The 19,663-nt window shown below is 35.4% G+C and carries 18 protein-coding genes; 7 read left to right on the top strand and 11 right to left on the bottom strand.

The genetic code is table 11. The features are described from left to right. Nucleotides 1-100: 100 nt before the first annotated feature. Nucleotides 101-994 carry an ATP-binding protein gene (locus ACTT1L_RS14665; protein WP_048558065.1) on the top strand — a complete coding sequence of 298 codons (894 nt, stop codon included), beginning with the start codon at nt 101-103 and terminating at the stop codon, nt 992-994. A gap of 3 nt (nt 995-997) precedes the next feature. Continuing rightward, nucleotides 998-2,881: a vWA domain-containing protein gene (locus tag ACTT1L_RS14670; protein ID WP_001248871.1), complete on the top strand. Its 1,884-nt coding sequence runs from the start codon at nt 998-1,000 to the stop codon at nt 2,879-2,881. A gap of 39 nt (nt 2,882-2,920) precedes the next feature. On the opposite strand, the gene ACTT1L_RS14675 is transcribed toward ACTT1L_RS14670, so the two are convergent. The 4 genes from ACTT1L_RS14675 to ACTT1L_RS14690 all read right to left on the bottom strand — a co-directional run bounded on the left by ACTT1L_RS14675 (nt 2,921) and on the right by ACTT1L_RS14690 (nt 6,184). Continuing rightward, the gene (locus ACTT1L_RS14675; RefSeq protein WP_001189954.1) at nt 2,921-3,343 is read right to left on the bottom strand and encodes an NUDIX hydrolase; all 423 of its coding nucleotides are present in this window, start codon (nt 3,341-3,343) and stop codon (nt 2,921-2,923) included. Beyond that, the gene (pyrE, locus tag ACTT1L_RS14680) at nt 3,330-3,872 is read right to left on the bottom strand and encodes an orotate phosphoribosyltransferase (protein WP_000417029.1); all 543 of its coding nucleotides are present in this window, start codon (nt 3,870-3,872) and stop codon (nt 3,330-3,332) included. The genes ACTT1L_RS14675 and pyrE overlap by 14 nt, the downstream gene beginning before the upstream one ends. A gap of 111 nt (nt 3,873-3,983) precedes the next feature. Next, complete coding sequence (locus ACTT1L_RS14685) at nt 3,984-4,949, bottom strand: L-threonine 3-dehydrogenase (RefSeq protein ID WP_000723139.1); 966 nt, start codon at nt 4,947-4,949, stop codon at nt 3,984-3,986. Nucleotides 4,950-4,993: 44 nt separating this feature from the next. After that, a complete protein-coding gene (locus ACTT1L_RS14690; protein ID WP_000095906.1) occupies nt 4,994-6,184 on the bottom strand; it encodes a glycine C-acetyltransferase in 1,191 nt (396 codons plus the stop codon). A gap of 213 nt (nt 6,185-6,397) precedes the next feature. Between ACTT1L_RS14690 and ACTT1L_RS14695 the strand changes: the two genes are divergently transcribed. After that, complete coding sequence (locus ACTT1L_RS14695) at nt 6,398-7,129, top strand: class I SAM-dependent DNA methyltransferase (protein WP_000885946.1); 732 nt, start codon at nt 6,398-6,400, stop codon at nt 7,127-7,129. Nucleotides 7,130-7,161: 32 nt separating this feature from the next. On the opposite strand, the gene ACTT1L_RS14700 is transcribed toward ACTT1L_RS14695, so the two are convergent. Genes ACTT1L_RS14700 through ACTT1L_RS14710 form a run of 3 tightly spaced genes read right to left on the bottom strand, consistent with a single transcriptional unit; the run spans nt 7,162 to nt 10,055 of the window. Further along, a complete protein-coding gene (locus tag ACTT1L_RS14700; protein ID WP_001167951.1) occupies nt 7,162-7,983 on the bottom strand; it encodes an ABC transporter ATP-binding protein in 822 nt (273 codons plus the stop codon). Nucleotides 7,984-7,995: 12 nt separating this feature from the next. After that, nucleotides 7,996-9,054 carry a FecCD family ABC transporter permease gene (locus ACTT1L_RS14705; protein ID WP_000760066.1) on the bottom strand — a complete coding sequence of 353 codons (1,059 nt, stop codon included), beginning with the start codon at nt 9,052-9,054 and terminating at the stop codon, nt 7,996-7,998. Next, entirely contained in the window at nt 9,051-10,055 is a 1,005-nt protein-coding gene (locus tag ACTT1L_RS14710; RefSeq protein ID WP_000925216.1) for a FecCD family ABC transporter permease, read from the bottom strand. Before ACTT1L_RS14710 ends, ACTT1L_RS14705 begins: the two co-directional genes overlap by 4 nt. 172 nt (nt 10,056-10,227) lie before the next feature. Between ACTT1L_RS14710 and ACTT1L_RS14715 the strand changes: the two genes are divergently transcribed. Together ACTT1L_RS14715 and ACTT1L_RS14720 are read left to right on the top strand one after the other, a co-directional pair. Next, entirely contained in the window at nt 10,228-11,193 is a 966-nt protein-coding gene (locus ACTT1L_RS14715; RefSeq protein ID WP_071742053.1) for an ABC transporter substrate-binding protein, read from the top strand. 382 nt (nt 11,194-11,575) lie between these two features. Further along, the gene (locus ACTT1L_RS14720; RefSeq protein ID WP_000338308.1) at nt 11,576-12,925 is read left to right on the top strand and encodes a peptide MFS transporter; all 1,350 of its coding nucleotides are present in this window, start codon (nt 11,576-11,578) and stop codon (nt 12,923-12,925) included. 43 nt (nt 12,926-12,968) lie between these two features. Here the strand turns inward: ACTT1L_RS14720 and ACTT1L_RS14725 are convergent, their stop codons facing one another. After that, nucleotides 12,969-13,148: an acid-soluble spore protein H gene (locus ACTT1L_RS14725; protein WP_000382683.1), complete on the bottom strand. Its 180-nt coding sequence runs from the start codon at nt 13,146-13,148 to the stop codon at nt 12,969-12,971. A gap of 189 nt (nt 13,149-13,337) precedes the next feature. Further along, nucleotides 13,338-13,625 (bottom strand): ArsR/SmtB family transcription factor, encoded by a 288-nt coding sequence (locus tag ACTT1L_RS14730; protein ID WP_000081429.1) that lies wholly within the window; start codon nt 13,623-13,625, stop codon nt 13,338-13,340. An 811-nt stretch (nt 13,626-14,436) separates the two neighbouring features. On the opposite strand from ACTT1L_RS14730, the gene ACTT1L_RS14735 reads away from it, so the two are divergent. Beyond that, nucleotides 14,437-16,056, top strand: a complete 1,620-nt coding sequence (locus ACTT1L_RS14735) for an L-lactate permease (RefSeq protein ID WP_442821979.1) — start codon at nt 14,437-14,439, stop codon at nt 16,054-16,056. 115 nt (nt 16,057-16,171) lie between these two features. Then, complete coding sequence (locus tag ACTT1L_RS14740) at nt 16,172-16,537, top strand: DUF3139 domain-containing protein (RefSeq protein WP_001035535.1); 366 nt, start codon at nt 16,172-16,174, stop codon at nt 16,535-16,537. Nucleotides 16,538-16,713: 176 nt separating this feature from the next. On the opposite strand, the gene aspA is transcribed toward ACTT1L_RS14740, so the two are convergent. Together aspA and ACTT1L_RS14750 are read right to left on the bottom strand one after the other, a co-directional pair. Then, a complete protein-coding gene (gene aspA / locus ACTT1L_RS14745; RefSeq protein WP_000562151.1) occupies nt 16,714-18,147 on the bottom strand; it encodes an aspartate ammonia-lyase in 1,434 nt (477 codons plus the stop codon). A 162-nt stretch (nt 18,148-18,309) separates the two neighbouring features. Further along, complete coding sequence (locus ACTT1L_RS14750; RefSeq protein ID WP_000353305.1) at nt 18,310-19,608, bottom strand: hemolysin family protein; 1,299 nt, start codon at nt 19,606-19,608, stop codon at nt 18,310-18,312. Nucleotides 19,609-19,663 lie beyond the last annotated feature (55 nt).

Raw genomic sequence — 19,663 nt, forward strand, 5'->3', positions numbered from 1 at the left:
TCTTTTATATTTGTCCCCTCTCCTTTTCTTTGCATACCATATTAAAACAAGTTATCATAAGATGTATTACTTTATGAAAATAATGTTAGGTGGGACATACATGTTAGAACAATTTCATATACATGCTGATTTAAAACAGCAACTTTCTACAATTCACGAAAAGAATAAACAAGAAGCTGGTGAAAATGCACATTTAATCGGTACAAAAGTATATAAAGCATCTGATAATAGCATTATCGAAGATGCCATTACAGCACTTCTTCTTGGCAAAAATATTCTATTAAAAGGGCCGACTGGTAGTGGTAAAACCGTACTAGCTGAAACTCTTTCTTCTTTATTCCAAAAACCAATGCATAGCATTAACTGTTCTGTCGATTTAGATGTAGAAGGTATTTTAGGATACAACACACTACAAACGAAAGATGGCGCATCTGAAGTTACATTCGTTAACGGTCCTCTTATGAAAGCAATGAAGAACGGTCATTTCCTATATATTGATGAAATCAATATGGCAAAACCTGAAACGTTACCACTTCTTCACGGTGCATTAGATTACCGTAAAATGATTACAAACCCGTTTACACAAGAAGTTGTATACGGTGATGATGAGTATCGTGTAATCGCAGCAATTAATGAAGGCTACGTTGGAACAAGTGAACTAAACGAAGCGTTAAAAAACCGTTTCGTTATTATTGAAGTTCCCTACATCCAAGGTGATACATTAAAAGAACTATTATTAGCAGAATCAAAACTAAAAGACACTGCAACAATTGAAAAGTTCGTTGCATTTGCAAGCGATCTTATGCCTTTAGCTCGTGATGGCCGCGTAAGTGAAGAAGCAGCAAGTATTCGTGGCATTATTGATGCATGTGATTTAGGTGTATATATTCCCGTTATGCGTGCAATTGAACGTAGTATTATCGCAAAATTAAACGATGAAACAGAACAAATGACTGTCCGTGAATTAGCAGAAAGTTATTTCTTTGAGGGATAATTCATGAGACAAATTTTTAGTGACAAAAAAATTGATGCGTCGCTGTTTCTACAAATGGAAAACTTAATGTATGCCCTTCTCAAAGAAGATGATGCCTACCTTGAGTATGGCTATAAAGCATACTACGACGAAATTGAAAAAAAGGTTGTCATTAGTCACTTTTGGGATGATCGAAAAGAAGAGGATACAGTAATCGGATTAAAAAGCGAAGTGTTTTTAAAAGCACTTGGTAATAAACATTACTCGGACATGACTTTAATTCGTTCTTATGCAATTGAATTGCAAGAATCACCCTTAAAAAAGTTTTTAACACAATTATTTGTTCTATTAGAAGATTTACGTGTTGAGGAAATCGTAAAAAACTTACGCCCTGGCACAAAGCATGTTTTTAAAAGAAGAAAAGAAATGTATCGCAATTACTTTAGCTCACAAAATGAAATCAATCGTGTTCGTAACTATCACGGTGATCGTCTATTTTGTCTATGCTATCTTTCATTAACGAGCGATAAATATGAAATGTTTAATAATGAATATTTCGAGCAAATTGAAGCTATTTTGCATGAAACATTCCAAGCTCGTAATACGGAAGATATTATGTATATCGTTGAGAAAATTCGCTATCGCTTAGAGGAGCTTCTTGAAAGTGATATGCTGAACAACTATTTCGGGCATGCACCGCTTTATTTATCTGTCATTGCAGATGAAAAAAACTGTCGCGTCGAAGATTTAGCAAACGATGATACGCAGCTCATAGATGACGATGAAAATAAAAACAAAATGGATGAAAGCTTCTCAACATGGCACCGTGAAAATAAAAACAATGAAAACGAGAACTTTTTACGCTTTGAATTAGAAAGCGGAACAAAAACAAATATGATGGGTGACACTGCTCGCGAATCAGAAGATGGCGACCAAGCACTTGGCTCTGTACAAGGTACTTCTCAAAAAAGTACACAATCTAACTTTGATGGTGCTGACACAAAAGAAGCAAGAGCTTCTCACGCTTCTAGTCAAAATGATGGTGCATATGGTAAATATAACACTGGCGCTTCTCATACATTTAAAGAAGCACGTAAACCAAATCCTGATGAGAAAAAGGATTACCAAGCTATCAAATCAGTCGTTAATAAAGATGTAAAAGAATTAAAGAAAATTATCGAAAAAACGATTGAAAATAAAACGAATGCAAATAGTGATAAATATTACGGAAGACTTCGTAAGAAATTCCTTCGTATTTATACTGAAAAGCAGCCTCGCATGTTTTATAAAAAAGGGCAAGAATCACAAGAGCTCGACGTTGCATTCCAACTATTAGTAGACTGCTCTGGTTCTATGTATAACAAAATGGAAGAAACGAAAAAGAGTGTGGTCCTATTCCATGAAGCGTTAAAATCTTTAAAAATCCCGCACGCTATTAGCGGATTTTGGGAAGATGCTTCTAGTGCTAAACCTGAAGATAAGCCGAACGTTATCCATGAAGTTGTAACGTATAAAAACTCAACGTTACCAAACGTTGGTCCAGAAATTATGCAGCTTCGCGAAGAAGAAGATAACCGCGACGGATATATCATTCGGATCGTTTCTGAAAAGCTTGCAAAAAGACCAGAAAAACATAAATTCTTACTTGTCTTCACAGACGGTGAACCTTCTGCGCTAGACTACCAACAAGACGGTATTTTAGATACGCATGAAGCTGTCAAACTTGCTCGTAAAAGTGGTATGGAAGTAATCGGAATTTTCATCGAAGAAGGCGAAGCGAAAGAAGCAACTTATCAATTAATGAAGAACATTTATAACCATCACTTCTTAGTTGCAAATCACGCTGAAGATTTACGTCTGAAGATTAAACCACTATTGAAAAAGTTATTACTGAAGACGATTGAATAGAAAAACAGGAGCTTTGCGCTCCTGTTTTTTTCTATTCAATCACTTTGTTTCTGGTTGAAACTTATATGGAATGGCTACTTCTAATAATGAATCGAATCCTCCATCGTAGAATGGGAATCGTTCATTTGCAATTGCTCTGTCCACCCACTCCATTGCGGAAATTTCTCCTTCATCTGCTGCAACAAGTTCACCTTTTACTACATGCGCTCGAAATGTAAATAATAGCGCATGATTCCCTGGCTCTTCAAAGAATTTTTCATTAATCGCAACAAGTCCACCTGCCACAGCAGTTAACCCTGTCTCTTCTTTTACTTCCCTTACTAAAGCTTCCTCTAACGTTTCACCCTTTTCAACAGCCCCACCCGGCAATGACCAAACATTTTGTTCTACATTATGTACCATTAATATTTTATCTGTTTCTTCGTCATGTATTAGTGCGTATACGACATCAACCCTTTGCATGTTCCTTTTCTCCTTCAATTAACTCATCCATTGTAAATAAAGAATGTAGCTGTAAGCCATCTTCTAATAAGTTTTCTCTTCCCTCTTTTGTTCGTTCAATTACGCCTAAAACATGATGTACCTTCGCACCTAGTTCTCTTAAATCTTTCGTGCTTAATAATATTTGACCACCTGTCGTAATAACATCTTCAACAACACAAACATTTTTCTCAGTAATATTAACGCCTTCTGCTAACTTACATGTACCGTACTTCTTCGCTTCTTTTCTTACAAATACAACTGGTATACCCGTTTGTAAAGATAATGCTGTTGCTACTGGAATTCCTCCCATCTCTAAGCCTGCGAGCACTTCTGTCTCAGGAGGAATGAGCTCTTTCAATTGCTTAGCAATTTCTACTAACAATGCTGGATTAGATTCAAATAAGTACTTATCAAAGTATTGATTTGATACTTGTCCTGATCGAAGCTTAAACGTTCCCGTTAAACGTGACGTATTATAAATTTCTTTTGCTAACTCCCATTTCTCCATTTCCTGTCTCCCCTTTACACACAAATTAACTCATTCTATCACACTTGTAATTATTTGTATATTCCTAAAATACAAATAAAAGAGTCGATTCCTAAGAATCGACCCTTCCTATTAATTCATCACTAACTCAGCTGTGAGCTTTTTTTTTAACTTAGCCAACATGTCCGTTGTCATTTTGTCTAAATCGTATTCTGCTTTAAAGCCCCACTCTTTCATTGCTGCTGTTGCATCAATAGAGTTTGGCCAACTATCAGCGATTGTTTGACGAGCTGGATCTACAGCGTAGTCCATTGTAAACGTCGGAATGTGTTTACGAATTGATGCTGCGATTTGCTCTGGCTCAAAGCTCATTGCTGTAATATTAAATGCATTTCTATGCACTAACTTACTTGGATCAGCTTCCATTAATGAAATGATCGCTTGTAAAGCATCTGGCATGTACATCATATCCATGTATGTTCCTTCTGCAATGTATGAGGTGTATGTGCCTTTTTTAATCGCCTCATAATAAATTTCAACTGCATAATCAGTTGTTCCGCCTCCTGGAGGAGCTACGTAAGAAATTAAACCTGGGAAACGGACACCGCGCGTATCAACGCCAAATTTTTGATGATAATAATCACATAATAATTCCCCTGCTACTTTGTTTACCCCATACATCGTAGTAGGACGTTGAATTGTATCTTGTGGTGTATTATCTTTCGGTGTTGATGGACCGAATGCACCGATAGAACTTGGCGTGAAAAACTTACAGTTTAATTCACGAGCTGCTTCTAATGCATTTACAAGTCCGCCCATATTTAAATTCCATGCAAATAACGGATTTTTTTCTGCTGTTGCTGAAAGTAAAGCTGCTAAATGAATAATTGTATCTACTTCATTGCGCTTTGCGATATCATGTAGTTTTTGTCCATCTGTTACATCTAACGTTTCAAATGGACCAGACGTTACTACTTCACTATCTGTTTCACGAATATCTGTTGCAATAACATTTGATGCGCCGTATACATCACGAAGTTTCATTACTAGTTCAGAACCAATTTGCCCTAAAGAACCGGTTACTAGAATTTTTTTCATTTTCCCCACTCCTCATTTGCAAGCTATTCAAAAGATGTCGTTACTTAAATGATGCCCATTTCTTTCCCTACTTTTTCATACTTACGAATTGCTTCATCTAACATTTCTTTCGTATGAGCTGCTGTTGGCATATTACGAACACGTCCTGTTCCTTTAGCTACAGTTGGGAACACGATAGATTTTGCATATACGCCTTCTTCATTTAGACGTTTACTAAATTCTTGTGTTAATACTTCGTCACCAATAATACAAGGTGTAATTGGCGTTTCACTTTCTCCGATGTTAAAGCCAAGTTCTTTTAACCCTTGTTTTAAATAGCGACCATTTTCCCATAAACGATCGTGCAACTCTGTGCTTTCCATTAAGATTTCAATTGATCTCATGCAAGCTGCAGCATCAGCTGGTGTTAATGCTGTAGAGAATAAGAATGGACGTGAACGAACTTTTAACCAGTCAATTAAGTTTTGTTTCCCTGCTACATATCCACCAATTACCCCAATTGCTTTTGATAATGTACCAATTTGGAAATCAACTTTATCAGACAGACCAAAGTGCTTTACAGTTCCTGCCCCTTTACCAAGTACACCTGAACCGTGTGCATCATCTACGTATGTCATTAAATCTAATTCTTCCGCAATCTCAACAATTTCTGGTAGTTTTGCAACATCTCCATCCATTGAAAAGACACCGTCTGTAATTACCATTAATTTATTGTAAAGTCCTGATTCTTTCGCTGCGATTGCTTTTTGGCGTAAATCTTCCATATCAGAATGTTTATAAACAATAATTTTTGCTTTTGATAGACGACTACCATCAATAATAGAAGCATGGTTTAACTCGTCTGAAAGAATCGCATCATTTTTATCCATAACAGCTGAAATCGCTGCCATATTACAATTAAATCCTGATTGATAAGCAATTGCTGCTTCTGTATGTTTAAACTTTGCAATTGTTTCTTCTAATTTAATATGCAAATCTAAAGTACCGTTAATTGTACGAACCGCTCCTGCTCCAACGCCGTACTTATGAATTGCACCAATTGCAGCTTCTTGCAAACGGCTATCTGTTGCTAATCCAAGATAGTTGTTTGAAGATAAGTTAATATATTCTTTTCCGCCAATTGTAATGATCGGTCCATTTGAACTTTCGAGCGGATCAATTACGTTATAAAGCCCCTTTGATTTTAAATCCTCTAAATTTTCTTCTAAAAATTTCGCAAGTGTTTTACTAGACATCGTGAAGCCTCCCATCGTTCATGTAAGCGAATTATTGTCTTAATAGTTCTAATAATCCCTCTACTAGCTTAACACGTTTTCAGAATTTATTATAGAAAAATAGTTTAAAGTAACCGCTTACAATTCTAGATTATATATGATTCATTACAAGAAATCTATCATTTACTTTTCATATTTGGTAGAATAAAAAAAATATGTAAGGGGGCTTCAATCATGGCATTTACTGAATCTGATGTATATAATAACGAAGCGTTTTTTGAACAATATATGAAACGAAGATACCGAGAAAATAGCCCAAATGAATCACTTGAAAAACCAGCCTTCTTTCAACTCATTGGTGATGTGAAAGGAAAGAAAATTCTCGATTTAGGCTGTGGGGACGCAAAATTTGGCAAGGAATTATTAGAAAAAGACTGCCACTCTTACACCGGTATTGAAGGCTCCGAACTTATGTATGAAAAAGCTAAAAAACAACTAGAAAACAAAAATGGCGCCGTTCATTTTTTAAACCTCAAAGACTACACATACCCTCCTTCTACTTTTGATTTAGTAACATCTAGACTCGCCTTACATTATATCGAACATCTTACTATCATTTTTCAAAATGTGTACGAAACTTTAAAGACAAATGGAACCTTTACTTTTAGCGTTCAACACCCTATTATTACCTCTTCATTTGAAAGCTTGCAAACGAGCGGAAAAAGAACGAGTTGGCTTGTCGATGATTACTTTAAACTAGGCAAACGGGTTGAACCTTGGATTGATCAAGAAGTTATTAAATATCATCGTACAACGGAAGAATATTTTACACTATTACAACAGGCTGGATTTACAATTACAAATTTAAAAGAAGCTACACCAGATCAAACTTATTTTCAAAGCGCGGAAGAATATGAACGTCGTTTACGTATTCCCCTCTTTCTCTTATTCTCTTGCCGAAAATAAAAAAGACGATGATTTCCTCATCGTCTTTTTCTTTATCTCATTGCATGAGCAACTTCTTTACGTACACGTCTTCCTTTTCCATGCGGAATACAAAGTGGCGTCCCAAATAACGGATCCGTACTAATTTGACATTCCATTCGGAATACATCACGTACTAGCTTCTCATCTACTACTTCTTCTGGCTTACCTTGTGCATATATTTGTTTATCTTGAATGGCTACAATATTGTCTGCATAACGGCAGGCCAAATTTAAATCGTGTAGTACCATAACAATTGTTCTTTGTTCTGTTTCATTTAATTCGAATAATAAATCTAGCACTTCAATTTGGTGAGTCATATCTAAATAGGTAGTAGGCTCATCCAATAAAATAATATCTGTATCTTGCGCAAGCGTCATTGCAATCCAAGCACGTTGTCGTTGTCCACCTGAAAGAGCATGCACATCACGCTCAGCAAATTCTGTCATACCTGTTGCTGCAAGTGCTTTCTGTACCATTTCCTCATCTTTTTCTGACCATTGCTTCAGCCATGTTTGATACGGATAACGTCCTTGCTTTACAAGTTGCAATACTGTAAGCCCTTCTGGCGCTTGCGGTCCTTGCGGTAAAATTGCCATTTGACGAGCGATTTGCTTCGTTTGCATATTTTGAATGGCTTGACTATCTAACAAAATGTCACCAGCTGTTGGTTTTAATAATCTAGCTAGTGAACGTAATAAGGTCGATTTCCCGCAACCGTTAGAACCGATAAAGATGGTAATTTCACCTTTTGGAATTTCTAAATTCAACTCATCAATAATAATTGTTTCACCGTAAGACAACGTCAAACGTTTCGTCTCCAATGCTTTTTGCATATTCATCTTCCTTTATGAATTCCGACTTTTATAAAGTAAATAAATAAAATAAGGTGCACCAATTGCTGATGTAAATACCCCTGCTGGAATTTCAAGTGGGGTGAAAACTGTACGCCCAATTAAATCTGCAGCAAGTACTAAAATTGCACCGACAATAGCCGCAACCGGGAGTAATGCACCGTATAAAGAACCAACTAGTCTTCGTGAAATATGAGGTGCCATTAAACCGACAAATCCAATTCCACCAGCAAAGGCAACTGCTCCACCAATTAAAGCTGTACTAAGTAATAACATAAATATGCGTGACTTTGTTAAAGGAACACCAAGCCCTACCGCAATATCATCCCCTAGCTCTTGCGCATTTAAATGTCTAGCAGCTATAAATGATATTACCGTTAAAATGAGAACCCACGGCGCAAGTACCATGACGTTTTGCCAAGAAGAACCGTAAACAGTGCCTGTAATCCATACATTCGCTTGACTCGCTTGGTAAATTGGCGCTAACAACATAAACAAAGTCGTTGCCGCTTTCGTTAATGCCCAAAAACCAACACCAATTAAAACAAGACTAATCGGTGATAATCCGTCATTTCTCCATGCAAATAAATATACAAAAAGTGCTACAATCGTTGCCCCAATAAAAGCTGCTAACGGCATATAATGAATGCTTACAGTTAGCGCATTATTTTTATCACTAAATATAGCTAAAAATAATACCACTGCAACACTTGCACCACCTGTAATCCCGATGATATCCGGAGAAGCAAGTGGATTTCGAACGAGCCCTTGTAAAATACATCCTGCTACAGCAAGTGCGATTCCTACAAGGATAGCAATTAAAATACGCGGCATACGAAACTTATTTACAACCATATTGGACATCGCATCGCCATTTCCAGTAATCGCTTGCCATACATCATAAGGAGCAATTTTCATGTCTCCCATACCTGCACTCGCAAAAAACAATCCTATTAAAACAACTAGTAAACTGAATAAGACGAGACAAGCTCGTTTGTACATTAAAAACGAGAGCCCGCCTTTTCCTATACGAAACGGAATATACTTCTTCATTTGCTAAGCCCTCTCTTACGTGCAATATAAATAAAGAACGGCGCACCAATAAATGCTGTCATAACCCCTACTGGTACTTCTTGTGGCATAATGACATATCTTGCTGCGATATCAGCTAAGATCAATAGTATTGCACCTAATAAGCCGCTATACGGTACTCTCCACCTATGATCTACTCCAACAAGAAATCTGGCAAAATGCGGGGTAACAATACCAATAAACCCAATAGGACCTGCGACCGCAACTGAACCACCGGATAACAGGACAATAATAAGTAGTACGAATGATTTCATTAAAATCGTTCTTTGACCAAGTCCTTTTGCAACGTCTTCCCCCATCATCAATGTATTTACTTTCCCTGCCATCATAATAGATGCAATCCAGCCTATTAATAAATACGGGAATACTGATTGTAAAATTTCTAACTTTCTTCCTTGCACAGATCCGGCAAGCCAAAATAATACTTCTTCAAGCGCCTTTTCATTTAAAACAAGTAATCCTTGTGTTAATGATGAAAATAACGCACTAATTGCCACTCCTGCTAACGTTAATTTAAGAGGCGTTGTCCCCTCTTTTCCTAAAGAGCTAGAAGCAAATACAAGTACAGCTGCAATTGCTGCCCCTAAGAAGGCAATCCACGTGAAAGCTGATAATGATGTCACGGAAAAAATAACAATTGCTACAACTATGAAGAAAGCAGCACCTGAATTTAATCCAATAAAATCTGGAGAAGCAAGTGGATTTTTCGTTAAAGTTTGCATAAGACAACCTGCAATGGCTAAACTAGCACCAACACTCGCTGCAATTAATGCCCTTGGTAGACGCACATTTTGAATAATAATATGTTCATTGGACCCATTAAAATGGAAAAAAGCATCTAACGCTAATTTCCAACTCGTATTTGTATATCCGAAAATAATACTGCCCCAAATACAAGTAATGACTGCAATGATCCCAACAAATAATCCAATCCATTTTGCTCGATTTGTTTTTAATAACATGCAGCGTTTCCCCTTCAATGTATAATGATACGTTGTAAGTGTATTTCAACTTAATTCTCATTGTCAACGGAAATGAGAATTATTTTCAACCGTATGTATTGACAATCTAAAGATAAAGGCTTAATATCATGCTTGCTATTGAAAAAAATTCTCACTATGTAGGGGGTACATAATGAATTTCATGCGAAAGAAATCGTTTACAGTATTTGTATTTTTATTAGCCTTTTCACTACTTTTAAGTGCTTGTGGAAAATCAAATACGAAAGAAGAATCAAAAGAAGATACGAAAAAAGAAATGATTCCTGTGGAACATGCAATGGGTAAAACAGAAGTTCCTGCTAATCCAAAACGTGTAGTCATTTTAACAAATGAAGGTACTGAAGCTTTACTTGAATTAGGTGTTAAACCAGTTGGGGCTGTAAAATCTTGGACTGGTGATCCATGGTATCCACATATTAAAGATAAAATGAAAGATGTAAAGGTTGTTGGTGATGAAGGACAAGTGAACGTAGAAACAATCGCTTCTTTAAAACCAGACTTAATTATCGGTAACAAAATGCGTCACGAAAAAGTGTACGAGCAACTAAAAGCAATTGCACCTACTGTGTTCTCTGAAACATTACGTGGTGAATGGAAAGATAACTTCAAGTTTTATGCGAAAGCATTAAATAAAGAAAAAGAAGGCGAAAAGGTTTTAGCTGATTACGATAAACGTATGAAAGATTTAAAAGCCAAACTAGGTGATAAAGTAAATCAAGAAATCTCTATGGTTCGCTTCATGCCTGGTGATGTTCGTATTTATCATGGTGATACATTCTCTGGTGTTATTTTAAAAGAACTTGGATTTAAACGTCCTGGCGATCAAAATAAAGATGACTTCGCAGAGCGTAACGTATCTAAAGAACGTATTTCTGCAATGGATGGCGATGTATTGTTCTACTTCACATTCGATAAAGGAAATGAGAAAAAAGGCTCTGAATTAGAAAAAGAATATATCAATGATCCACTATTTAAAAATTTAAATGCAGTGAAAAATAATAAAGCATACAAAGTTGACGATGTGATTTGGAATACTGCTGGCGGTGTAATGGCTGCTAACCTACTATTAGATGATATCGAAAAACGCTTTATTAAATAATATTTCCCTAACCAGCTTCCCCTTCTATGGAGCTGGTTATTTTTCAATTCACTTAAATGTCACATTATTTCATTTTGTATTTTTATTCCCAATATGTTATATTATAAAAGTAAATAGAATATATTTTCTCTATATCAGAATAAATATTTTAATCTAAATTTTCTGATTAATCACTATTTTATTTTCTTTTAGAATTCAATTATTACATTTGAAAACGCTTATCATCTTGTTTTCAGGGCAAAATACAGTAACGGTCGAAGTAAAATAGAACTTTTTTAGAAATTTTCTTTCTATTTCCATATAATTCTATTGACTTCTAAATATTTTGTAAATTAAAATGATTACATAAATATCCGTTATACAGGATTAGGGGGAAACAAAAATGGATGCAGCTTTAAAATTAGACAAAGCTGGAGAGCAACAATCACCAAAAAAACATCCACCAGGGTTATACTTGTTGTTCTTTACAGAAGCATGGGAAAGATTCAGTTATTACGGAATGCGTGGCTTATTAGTTCTTTATTTAACAACGAGCTTAGTAAGCGGCGGTTTAGGATTTGATAAAGCAGTTGCAGTTCAAATTTACGGTATTTTCACAATGTTAGTATACTTCACACCGATTATCGGTGGTTGGTTAACTGACCATTTCATTACGAAGCGCCATGCTATTACTATTGGTGGTATCATCATGGCAATTGGTAACTTTGTACTATTCTCAATGAACACAAAAACTGGACTATTTTTAGGATTAGGATTATTAGTTATTGGTAACGGATTCTTCAAACCAAATATTTCGACTTTATTAGGTCAATTATATAGCGAAAACGATTCTCGTCGTGATAGTGCCTTCACTATCTTCTACATGGGAATTAACTTAGGTGCTCTTATCGCTCCATTCATTTGCGGTTACTTCGCAGACTATAGATACGGTTTCTTAACAGCTTGTATCGGTATGATTATTGGACAGCTTGCCTTTAATTTCTTAGCACCTCGTTACTTAGGGTCTATCGGAACAACTGTTGTAGGGAAAAAATCTAAAGAAAAAAATGCAAAAGCAATCGAGAAAAAACCTTTAACAACACAAGAGAAAAAACGTACTGCTGCAATTTTAATTTTAACTTGTTTCGTAGTATTCTTCTGGGCAGGATTTGAGCAAGCAGGTAGTTCTTTAACACTTTACACAGATAAGTTTGTGGATCGTACAATTGGTGGATTTACAATTCCAACACCTTGGTTCCAATCTGTAAACCCACTATTCATTATCTTACTAGCATTACCTGTTTCTGCATTATGGATTAAACTTTCGAAAACAAAAAATGGTGATTTAAAAATCCCAACAAAAATGGCATTTGGTATGATTTTACTAGGGATTGGATATTTAGTACTAACTTTAGCTGTATTAAAAACTGGTAGCGACGAAGGTAACATTACAATGAAAGCAAACTTACTATTCATTGTATTCACTTACATGTTCCATACAATTGGTGAATTATTCTTATCACCAATCGGATTATCTATGGTAAGTGCAATCGCTCCTGTTAAATTAGCATCATTATTAATGGGTGTATGGTTAGCTGGTACTGGCTTCGCAAACTTATTAGCAGGACAATTAGCTGCTTTCACTCAATCTTTAGGATATTTAGAAGTATTCGCAAGTATCGGTATTATCGTAATCGTACTCGGATTAGTACTTCTTATGTTCTCTAAGAAAATTGCACATATGATGGAATAAGAAATAAAAAGACGCTTCTAAACATTTAGAAGCGTCTTTTCTATTACTTCTCCTCTAAAGCCGTCACGTTCACGTGGACGCTTTCTCCAGGATTAGATACATCATACACTTGAGCAACCCCACTCTGCTCGTCACAGCTCTCAATCCATACTGGTACACCTTCATATGTAACGTCGATTCTACTTGAAGAAGATAAAATTTGTTTCACACGTTTTACATCCATTCTACTATCCCTCCTTTTACTTATTACACTCCTTTCTATCTTTTCTTTTCCTTTTAGAATATATTCCATATAGCAACATTTTAATGGTTAGCCTTTTTTCCTTACATATTAACATTCTTTCTCATATCACCTTCTAACAAATAAAAAAAGACGTAGATCCCACACGTCTTTTTCCATAATATTCAAATTTTAAGAAAATAATGTTTTTACTACTTCACTTACTTTATCGTTATGAATTTGATAATACACTTCCAGTCCTCGTCGTTCAAAGCGTACTACTTTATTTTGTTTTAATTTCGTTAAATGTTGCGAAACTGTTGATTGCGGAATTTCTAACACTTCCTGTAATTGTGTTACGTTACATGTTCCACGTTGCATTAGTTCCATTACTAGGCGTAGACGCAACGGATGCGCTAACGCTCTTAACATTTGTACATCTTCTTCTGAAATACGACATTCGAATTGATTTTGGCTCATAAAGTTCCCCTCATTTTCGTTTTTATTTTCTTTTTATTTATTTATATATCTGTTCTTATATTTCCTGTTACGACATAACTTTATCAACCTATAAAGCTGAAAATTTTTTCCACCTTAACCAGCAAAGGACTCAGGAAAAATTCCTTGCTGATTTTGAATATTATACTATACGATATAACGAAAAAGCAAAATAACGGGCTGCAAATACTTTGCTTGCAAACGTTGTTTTATCAGGCTTTTTGTTATATTTTTACCTCATTGCAATGTGCAGTAATGATATTGTAAAATACCGTCTATAATTGATAACCTATCGTAACGTATTTGGGTTATATTTAACCTCTTTGTTACGCTAAAAGGAATTTTCAGTAAAAAGAGCTGCCGTAACATTAAATATTAACTTATTACTTTTTAATTCATATTCACTAGCTTGAACTATGATGGAATACTTCCTATTAAATACATTTCCTGTCCCACTCCTAACTTGATCAAATAGGGCAAGCGGTACATTCTGCAGCTCTATATTTAATACAAAGACGGTCTCTATTATAGAGCTGTAGGATCAATAATGTATAAACAACTATAAGAAAAGAATATGTAAATCATTTATCTCACCCACTCAAATAGATTTGAGTGGGCTTTTTGTCTACTTTATGAACAAAGCATTTCTTTTAACACTATTATGGAATAATTATACTTTTTTACGTTGACAATAGTGTTGAAGGAGAATATACTAAGCATGTAAGTTGATTGTGAATAGTTTCACAAATAATGTGAATTTCTTCACATAAAATAGATAGGAGTTGTCATTATTATGAGTACTTGGACACAAATTTATGACCCATTAAACAATATTTGGTTATCTGCTCTAATCGCAGCACTTCCAATTTTTTGCTTCATCATTTGTTTAATGGGACTGAAAATGAAAAGTTATATCGCTGGGCTTTATAGTGTGATTGTCGCTATTATTCTTGCTATATTCGTTTATAAAATGCCAGCAACAGTAGCTGTAGCATCTGCCGGATTCGGTATTTTATCCGGATTTTACCCAATTTGTACTATCGTTATCGCAGCAATTTTCCTTTACAAATTAACTGTTAAAACAGAACAATTCAACATCATTCGTGATAGCATTTCAAGTATTACAAATGATCAACGTTTACAAGTATTATTAATTGCTTATTCTTTCGGTGCTTTCTTAGAAGGCGCAGCTGGTCTAGGTGTTCCAGTTGCTATTACAGCTGCACTACTTGTAGGTATGGGCTTTAATCCATTAAAAGCAGCAGGTATTTGTTTAGTAGCAAACATCGCTGGTGGTGCTATGGGTGCTATGGGTATCCCAGTTACAGTACCAGCACAATTAACTGAATTAGATGCATTAACTATCGGTCGTCAAACTGTTCTTATTCTACCATTCATTAGTATTGTATTACCTTTCTTACTTGTTTCAATGGTCGATGGAATTAAAGGTATTAAAGAAACTTGGCAAGGTATTCTTGTAAGTGGTATTTCTTTCGCAATTACTCAGTTCGTTGTAACTTACTTCTTAGGTGCAGAACTTACTAATATTTTCGCAGCCGTTGTAAGTATGATCTCTCTTGCATTATTCCTACGTGTTTGGCAGCCAAAATCTTCTGCTAAAGAAGAAAAACAAAAAGAAAAAGAATCTCATACATTCAATCAAATTTTATATGCTTGGTCTCCATTCGTATTCTTAACTGCATTTGTAACAATCTTTAATTTAAAACCAATTAAAGCTTTATTTGCTCCGGATGGCGCACTAGCAAACCTAGTATTTAACATTCAATTCCCTGGTCTTCATAACGCTGTTATGAAAACTACACCAATTACAAAAGCTGATACACCTTTCGCAGCGGTTTTCAAATTTGATGTATTCTCATCTACAACTACTGCAATCGTATTAGCAATTATCGTTTCACTTATCGTGTACCGCGTAAAAGGTAAAATGGTTAAAGAATTAATGGTTGAAACAATAAAAGAACTAAAAGCTCCAGTGTATACAATCTGTAGTGTTATCGCTTTAGCTTACGTGGAAAACTACTCTGGTATGTCATCTACACTTGGACTTGCATTCTCTTCTACTGGTAATGCATTCCCAATTCTTTCTCCAATCTTAGGATGGATTGGCGTATTCATTACAGGTTCAGTAGTATCAAGTGGTTCATTATTCGCACCGCTTCAAGCAGTAACTGCAGATCAATTAAACATCGTTCCTTCTACTCTTGTTGCATTAAACGTAGTAGGTGGTACAATGGCAAAAATGGTTTCACCACAATCTGTAGCAGTTGCTTGTGCAGCAGTTGGACTAGTTGGTAAAGAATCTGCCCTATTTAAAACAGCAATGAAATACAGTTTAATCTTCTTAGCTATCATTAGCTTACTTCAATTAAACGCTGTATTTAATATCTTTTAAAAATTAAAATAAGTGATAATAAAAAAGGAAAAAGTCCCGTTACAAATCGGGACTTTTCCTTTTTTCAATTTCTTAATAAATCATTTTAATGGTTAAATTTAGGAGGGAAGGAAGATTGAACAAAAAATTGATTATATTAATCTCAATTCTAATTCCTATCGTTTTAGTTACTGTATACATTTTATTTACTAAAGAACAAGCGAAAAAAAGTATTTATAACTATATATCCAAACAAGGAATTACAGAAAAGCAATTAAAATACGTTGATTTTAAAAAAGATTATAAACGCGGCGGATATAACTTGTTTACGTACGTAAATGATGAAAAAGAAAACATTCACTATGTATATCATTATCAAGATGGGAAAGTAACTTTCTCCGCTTACCTTAACGACCCAGATTATATTAAAGAGAAAGCTTGGGGTGGAAATAGGTTAACTGCTGAAGAATTAAGCATGCTAAAACATCCTCCATTAAAATAGTTCTTTAATCCATTCAAAAAACGTCTTTTTATAAGACGTTTTTTCTTGTTATATTGCTGTTCGTCTTATATAACTCAAACTCCCTCTCAACATGAAGTAAATTTGAATAGTGATAAAAAAACACCTCCTGAATTTGCATACTACGTATGTAAATTCAATGGAGGTGTTTTTTTACATTACATCTTCTTATTCTTTAGTAAAGAAGCTCCAGCAATTTCAGGATGCGTCATTTCGAATGGATCTAAAATAATATCCAATTCTTCTTCTGTCAGTACACCATGTTCTAAACATAACTCCCGAACAGATTTTCCTGTTTCAATTGCTTCACGTGCAATACGTGATGCTGCTTCATAACCAATATGAGGGTTAACTGCTGTAATAATTCCAACACTTTTCTCAACATATTGTTTCAGCAGTTCTTCATTTGCTGTAATTCCTTTAATACAATATTCACGGAATACACGGAATCCGTTATTCATAATACTAATAGATTGAATTAAATTAAATACAAGCACAGGCTCCATTACGTTGAGCTCCAGTTGTCCTGCTTCTGACGCTAAGCAAATTGTATGATCATTACCAATTACTTGGAAAGCGACTTGATTAATTACTTCTGCCATAACAGGATTTACTTTACCTGGCATAATAGATGAACCTGGCTGACGAGCTGGTAATTGAATTTCCGCCAATCCAACACGTGGACCAGATGCCATAATACGAAGGTCGTTCGCAATTTTAGACATATTCATCATACATACTTTTAACGCTGCAGATACTTCTGTGTATGCATCTGTATTTTGTGTTGCATCAACTAAATGCTCTGCACCAACAAGTGGGAATCCGCTAAATGTTCGTAAGTGTTTAACCACTTGTTCAATATAGGTAGGGTTTGCATTTAATCCCGTACCAACAGCTGTCGCCCCCATATTCACTTCATATAAATGTTGGCGAGATTGTTTAATTCTTTTTATATCACGCGCAAGCACTCTGCTATACGCTTCAAATTCTTGTCCAAGACGAATCGGAACAGCATCTTGTAAATGCGTACGTCCCATTTTAATGACGTGATCGAACTCGTTTGCTTTTGCACGGAAAGCAGCATGAAGTTCTTCCATTGTAATAAGAAGTTCTTCTAACATCATAAGAGTTGCAATATGAATTCCCGTTGGGAACGCATCATTCGTTGACTGAGCCATGTTTACATGCGTATTTGGGCTAATTTTTGCATACTCGCCTTTTTCATATCCCATACGTTCTAACGCTCGATTAGCAATTACTTCGTTTGTATTCATATTAATAGAAGTTCCAGCACCGCCCTGAATTGGATCTACGATAAATTGATCATGGAATTTCCCATCAACAATTTCTTGCGCTGCCTCCGCAATTTCATGTCCAATGTCTTTCGCCAAGTAACCAGTATCGATATTTGCAAGTGCCGCCGCTTTTTTCACAATTGCCATTGCCGTAATGAGTGACGGATGGATGCGATATCCTGTAATCGGGAAGTTTTCTACCGCACGTAATGTTTGTACACCGTAATAAGCTCTACTTGGTACTTCCTTTTCACCTAAAAAATCTTTTTCTATACGTATATCCTTCGTTGCTATCATTTTCATCACCTATACTTTTCATTCTAAATCCCTATTTAAAAAATTCGCCCTCTAAAAATACGAGTATCATTCAGAAGAATTTTTCAGTGTCCACCTTCACTATATAGTACCTTTTTTGAAAGCGCAAACATTTAATTTTCTATATATACCTTTTATAGAAAATCATTCTTCTCCCTTCTTTATTTCCACTCGTTTAATTTGATGCATATCTTTTTCCAGAACTTTAAAAGAAAAGCCGTGTTTTTCAATAATATCTCCTTCAGCAACGATTTGCTTTTGTACCATAATCCATCCACCAATTGTATCTACATCATCAGCGATTAAGTGTATGCCAAATAAATCATTTACTTCACTAATAAGCACTTTCCCCTCTACAATTTTACACCCTTCACTTATATGCTCTATAGGCGGGTGTTCATCTTCATCGTATTCATCTCGAATTTCCCCAACAATTTCTTCTAAAATATCTTCTAATGTAACAATCCCAGCTGTACCACCATATTCATCATACAACACAGCTAATGGAATGTGTTTTCTTTGCATTTGTAATAGTAAATCATGAATTGGAATATTTTCTAGCACTTCAATGACCGGCCTTGTATATGGCATAATCGAGCACTCCTCGTCCCGATTACCATCCATATAACGAATAAATAAATCCTTTACATTAACCATTCCAATGATTTCATCTTTATCTTCACCAAATACAGGATACCTCGTATATTTTTCTTGTGCGATTATTTTAATATGTGTTTCAAATGGTTCGTCCTCATATAAACCTACAACTTCCGTACGAGGCACCATAATTTCCTTTGCCACTCTATTATCAAATTCAAAAATATTATTTACATATTTAAATTCCCTTTGATTAATCTCTCCGCTCTCATAACTCTCAGATAAGATTAATCGTAATTCTTCTTCCGAATGAGCAACTTCATGTTCAGAAGCCGGATGTAATCCGAATAACCCTGTTACAAGCCTTGCTGAACCATTTAAAGCCCAAATAAACGGATACATTACTCGGTAAAAATAAATAAGTGGTTTCGATAATAATAAGCTAACTTGCTCTGCTCTTTGTATGGCGAACGTCTTAGGAGCAAGTTCACCAATAACAACATGTAAAAACGTAATAACTGCAAAAGCAATAATAAATGAAACGGTACTTGCAATTGCAGAAGATAGGTGTAGTTTTAAAAACAACGGCTCTAGTAAATGTTTTATAGTCGGCTCGCCTAACCACCCAAGCCCTAAAGCGGTAATGGTAATACCTAACTGACATGCTGATAAATATTCATCTAAATTTGAAGTTACTTTTTTTGCTGCCAATGCTCCTCGTCGTTTCTCACTAACGAGTTGGTCAATACGACTGCTACGCACCTTAATAATTGCAAACTCAACAGCTACAAAAAAACCTGTTAATGCAATAAGAATGACTACCATCAGTAATTTTAAAATATCCACATATATCCTTTAGCTTTCTTAGCTAAAGTGACACCTCCTTTAAAAAAGAAGTTTC

Origin of the sequence: Bacillus sp. FH, assembly GCF_052216825.1 — a bacterium.
Classification (GTDB): domain Bacteria; phylum Bacillota; class Bacilli; order Bacillales; family Bacillaceae_G; genus Bacillus_A; species Bacillus_A paranthracis.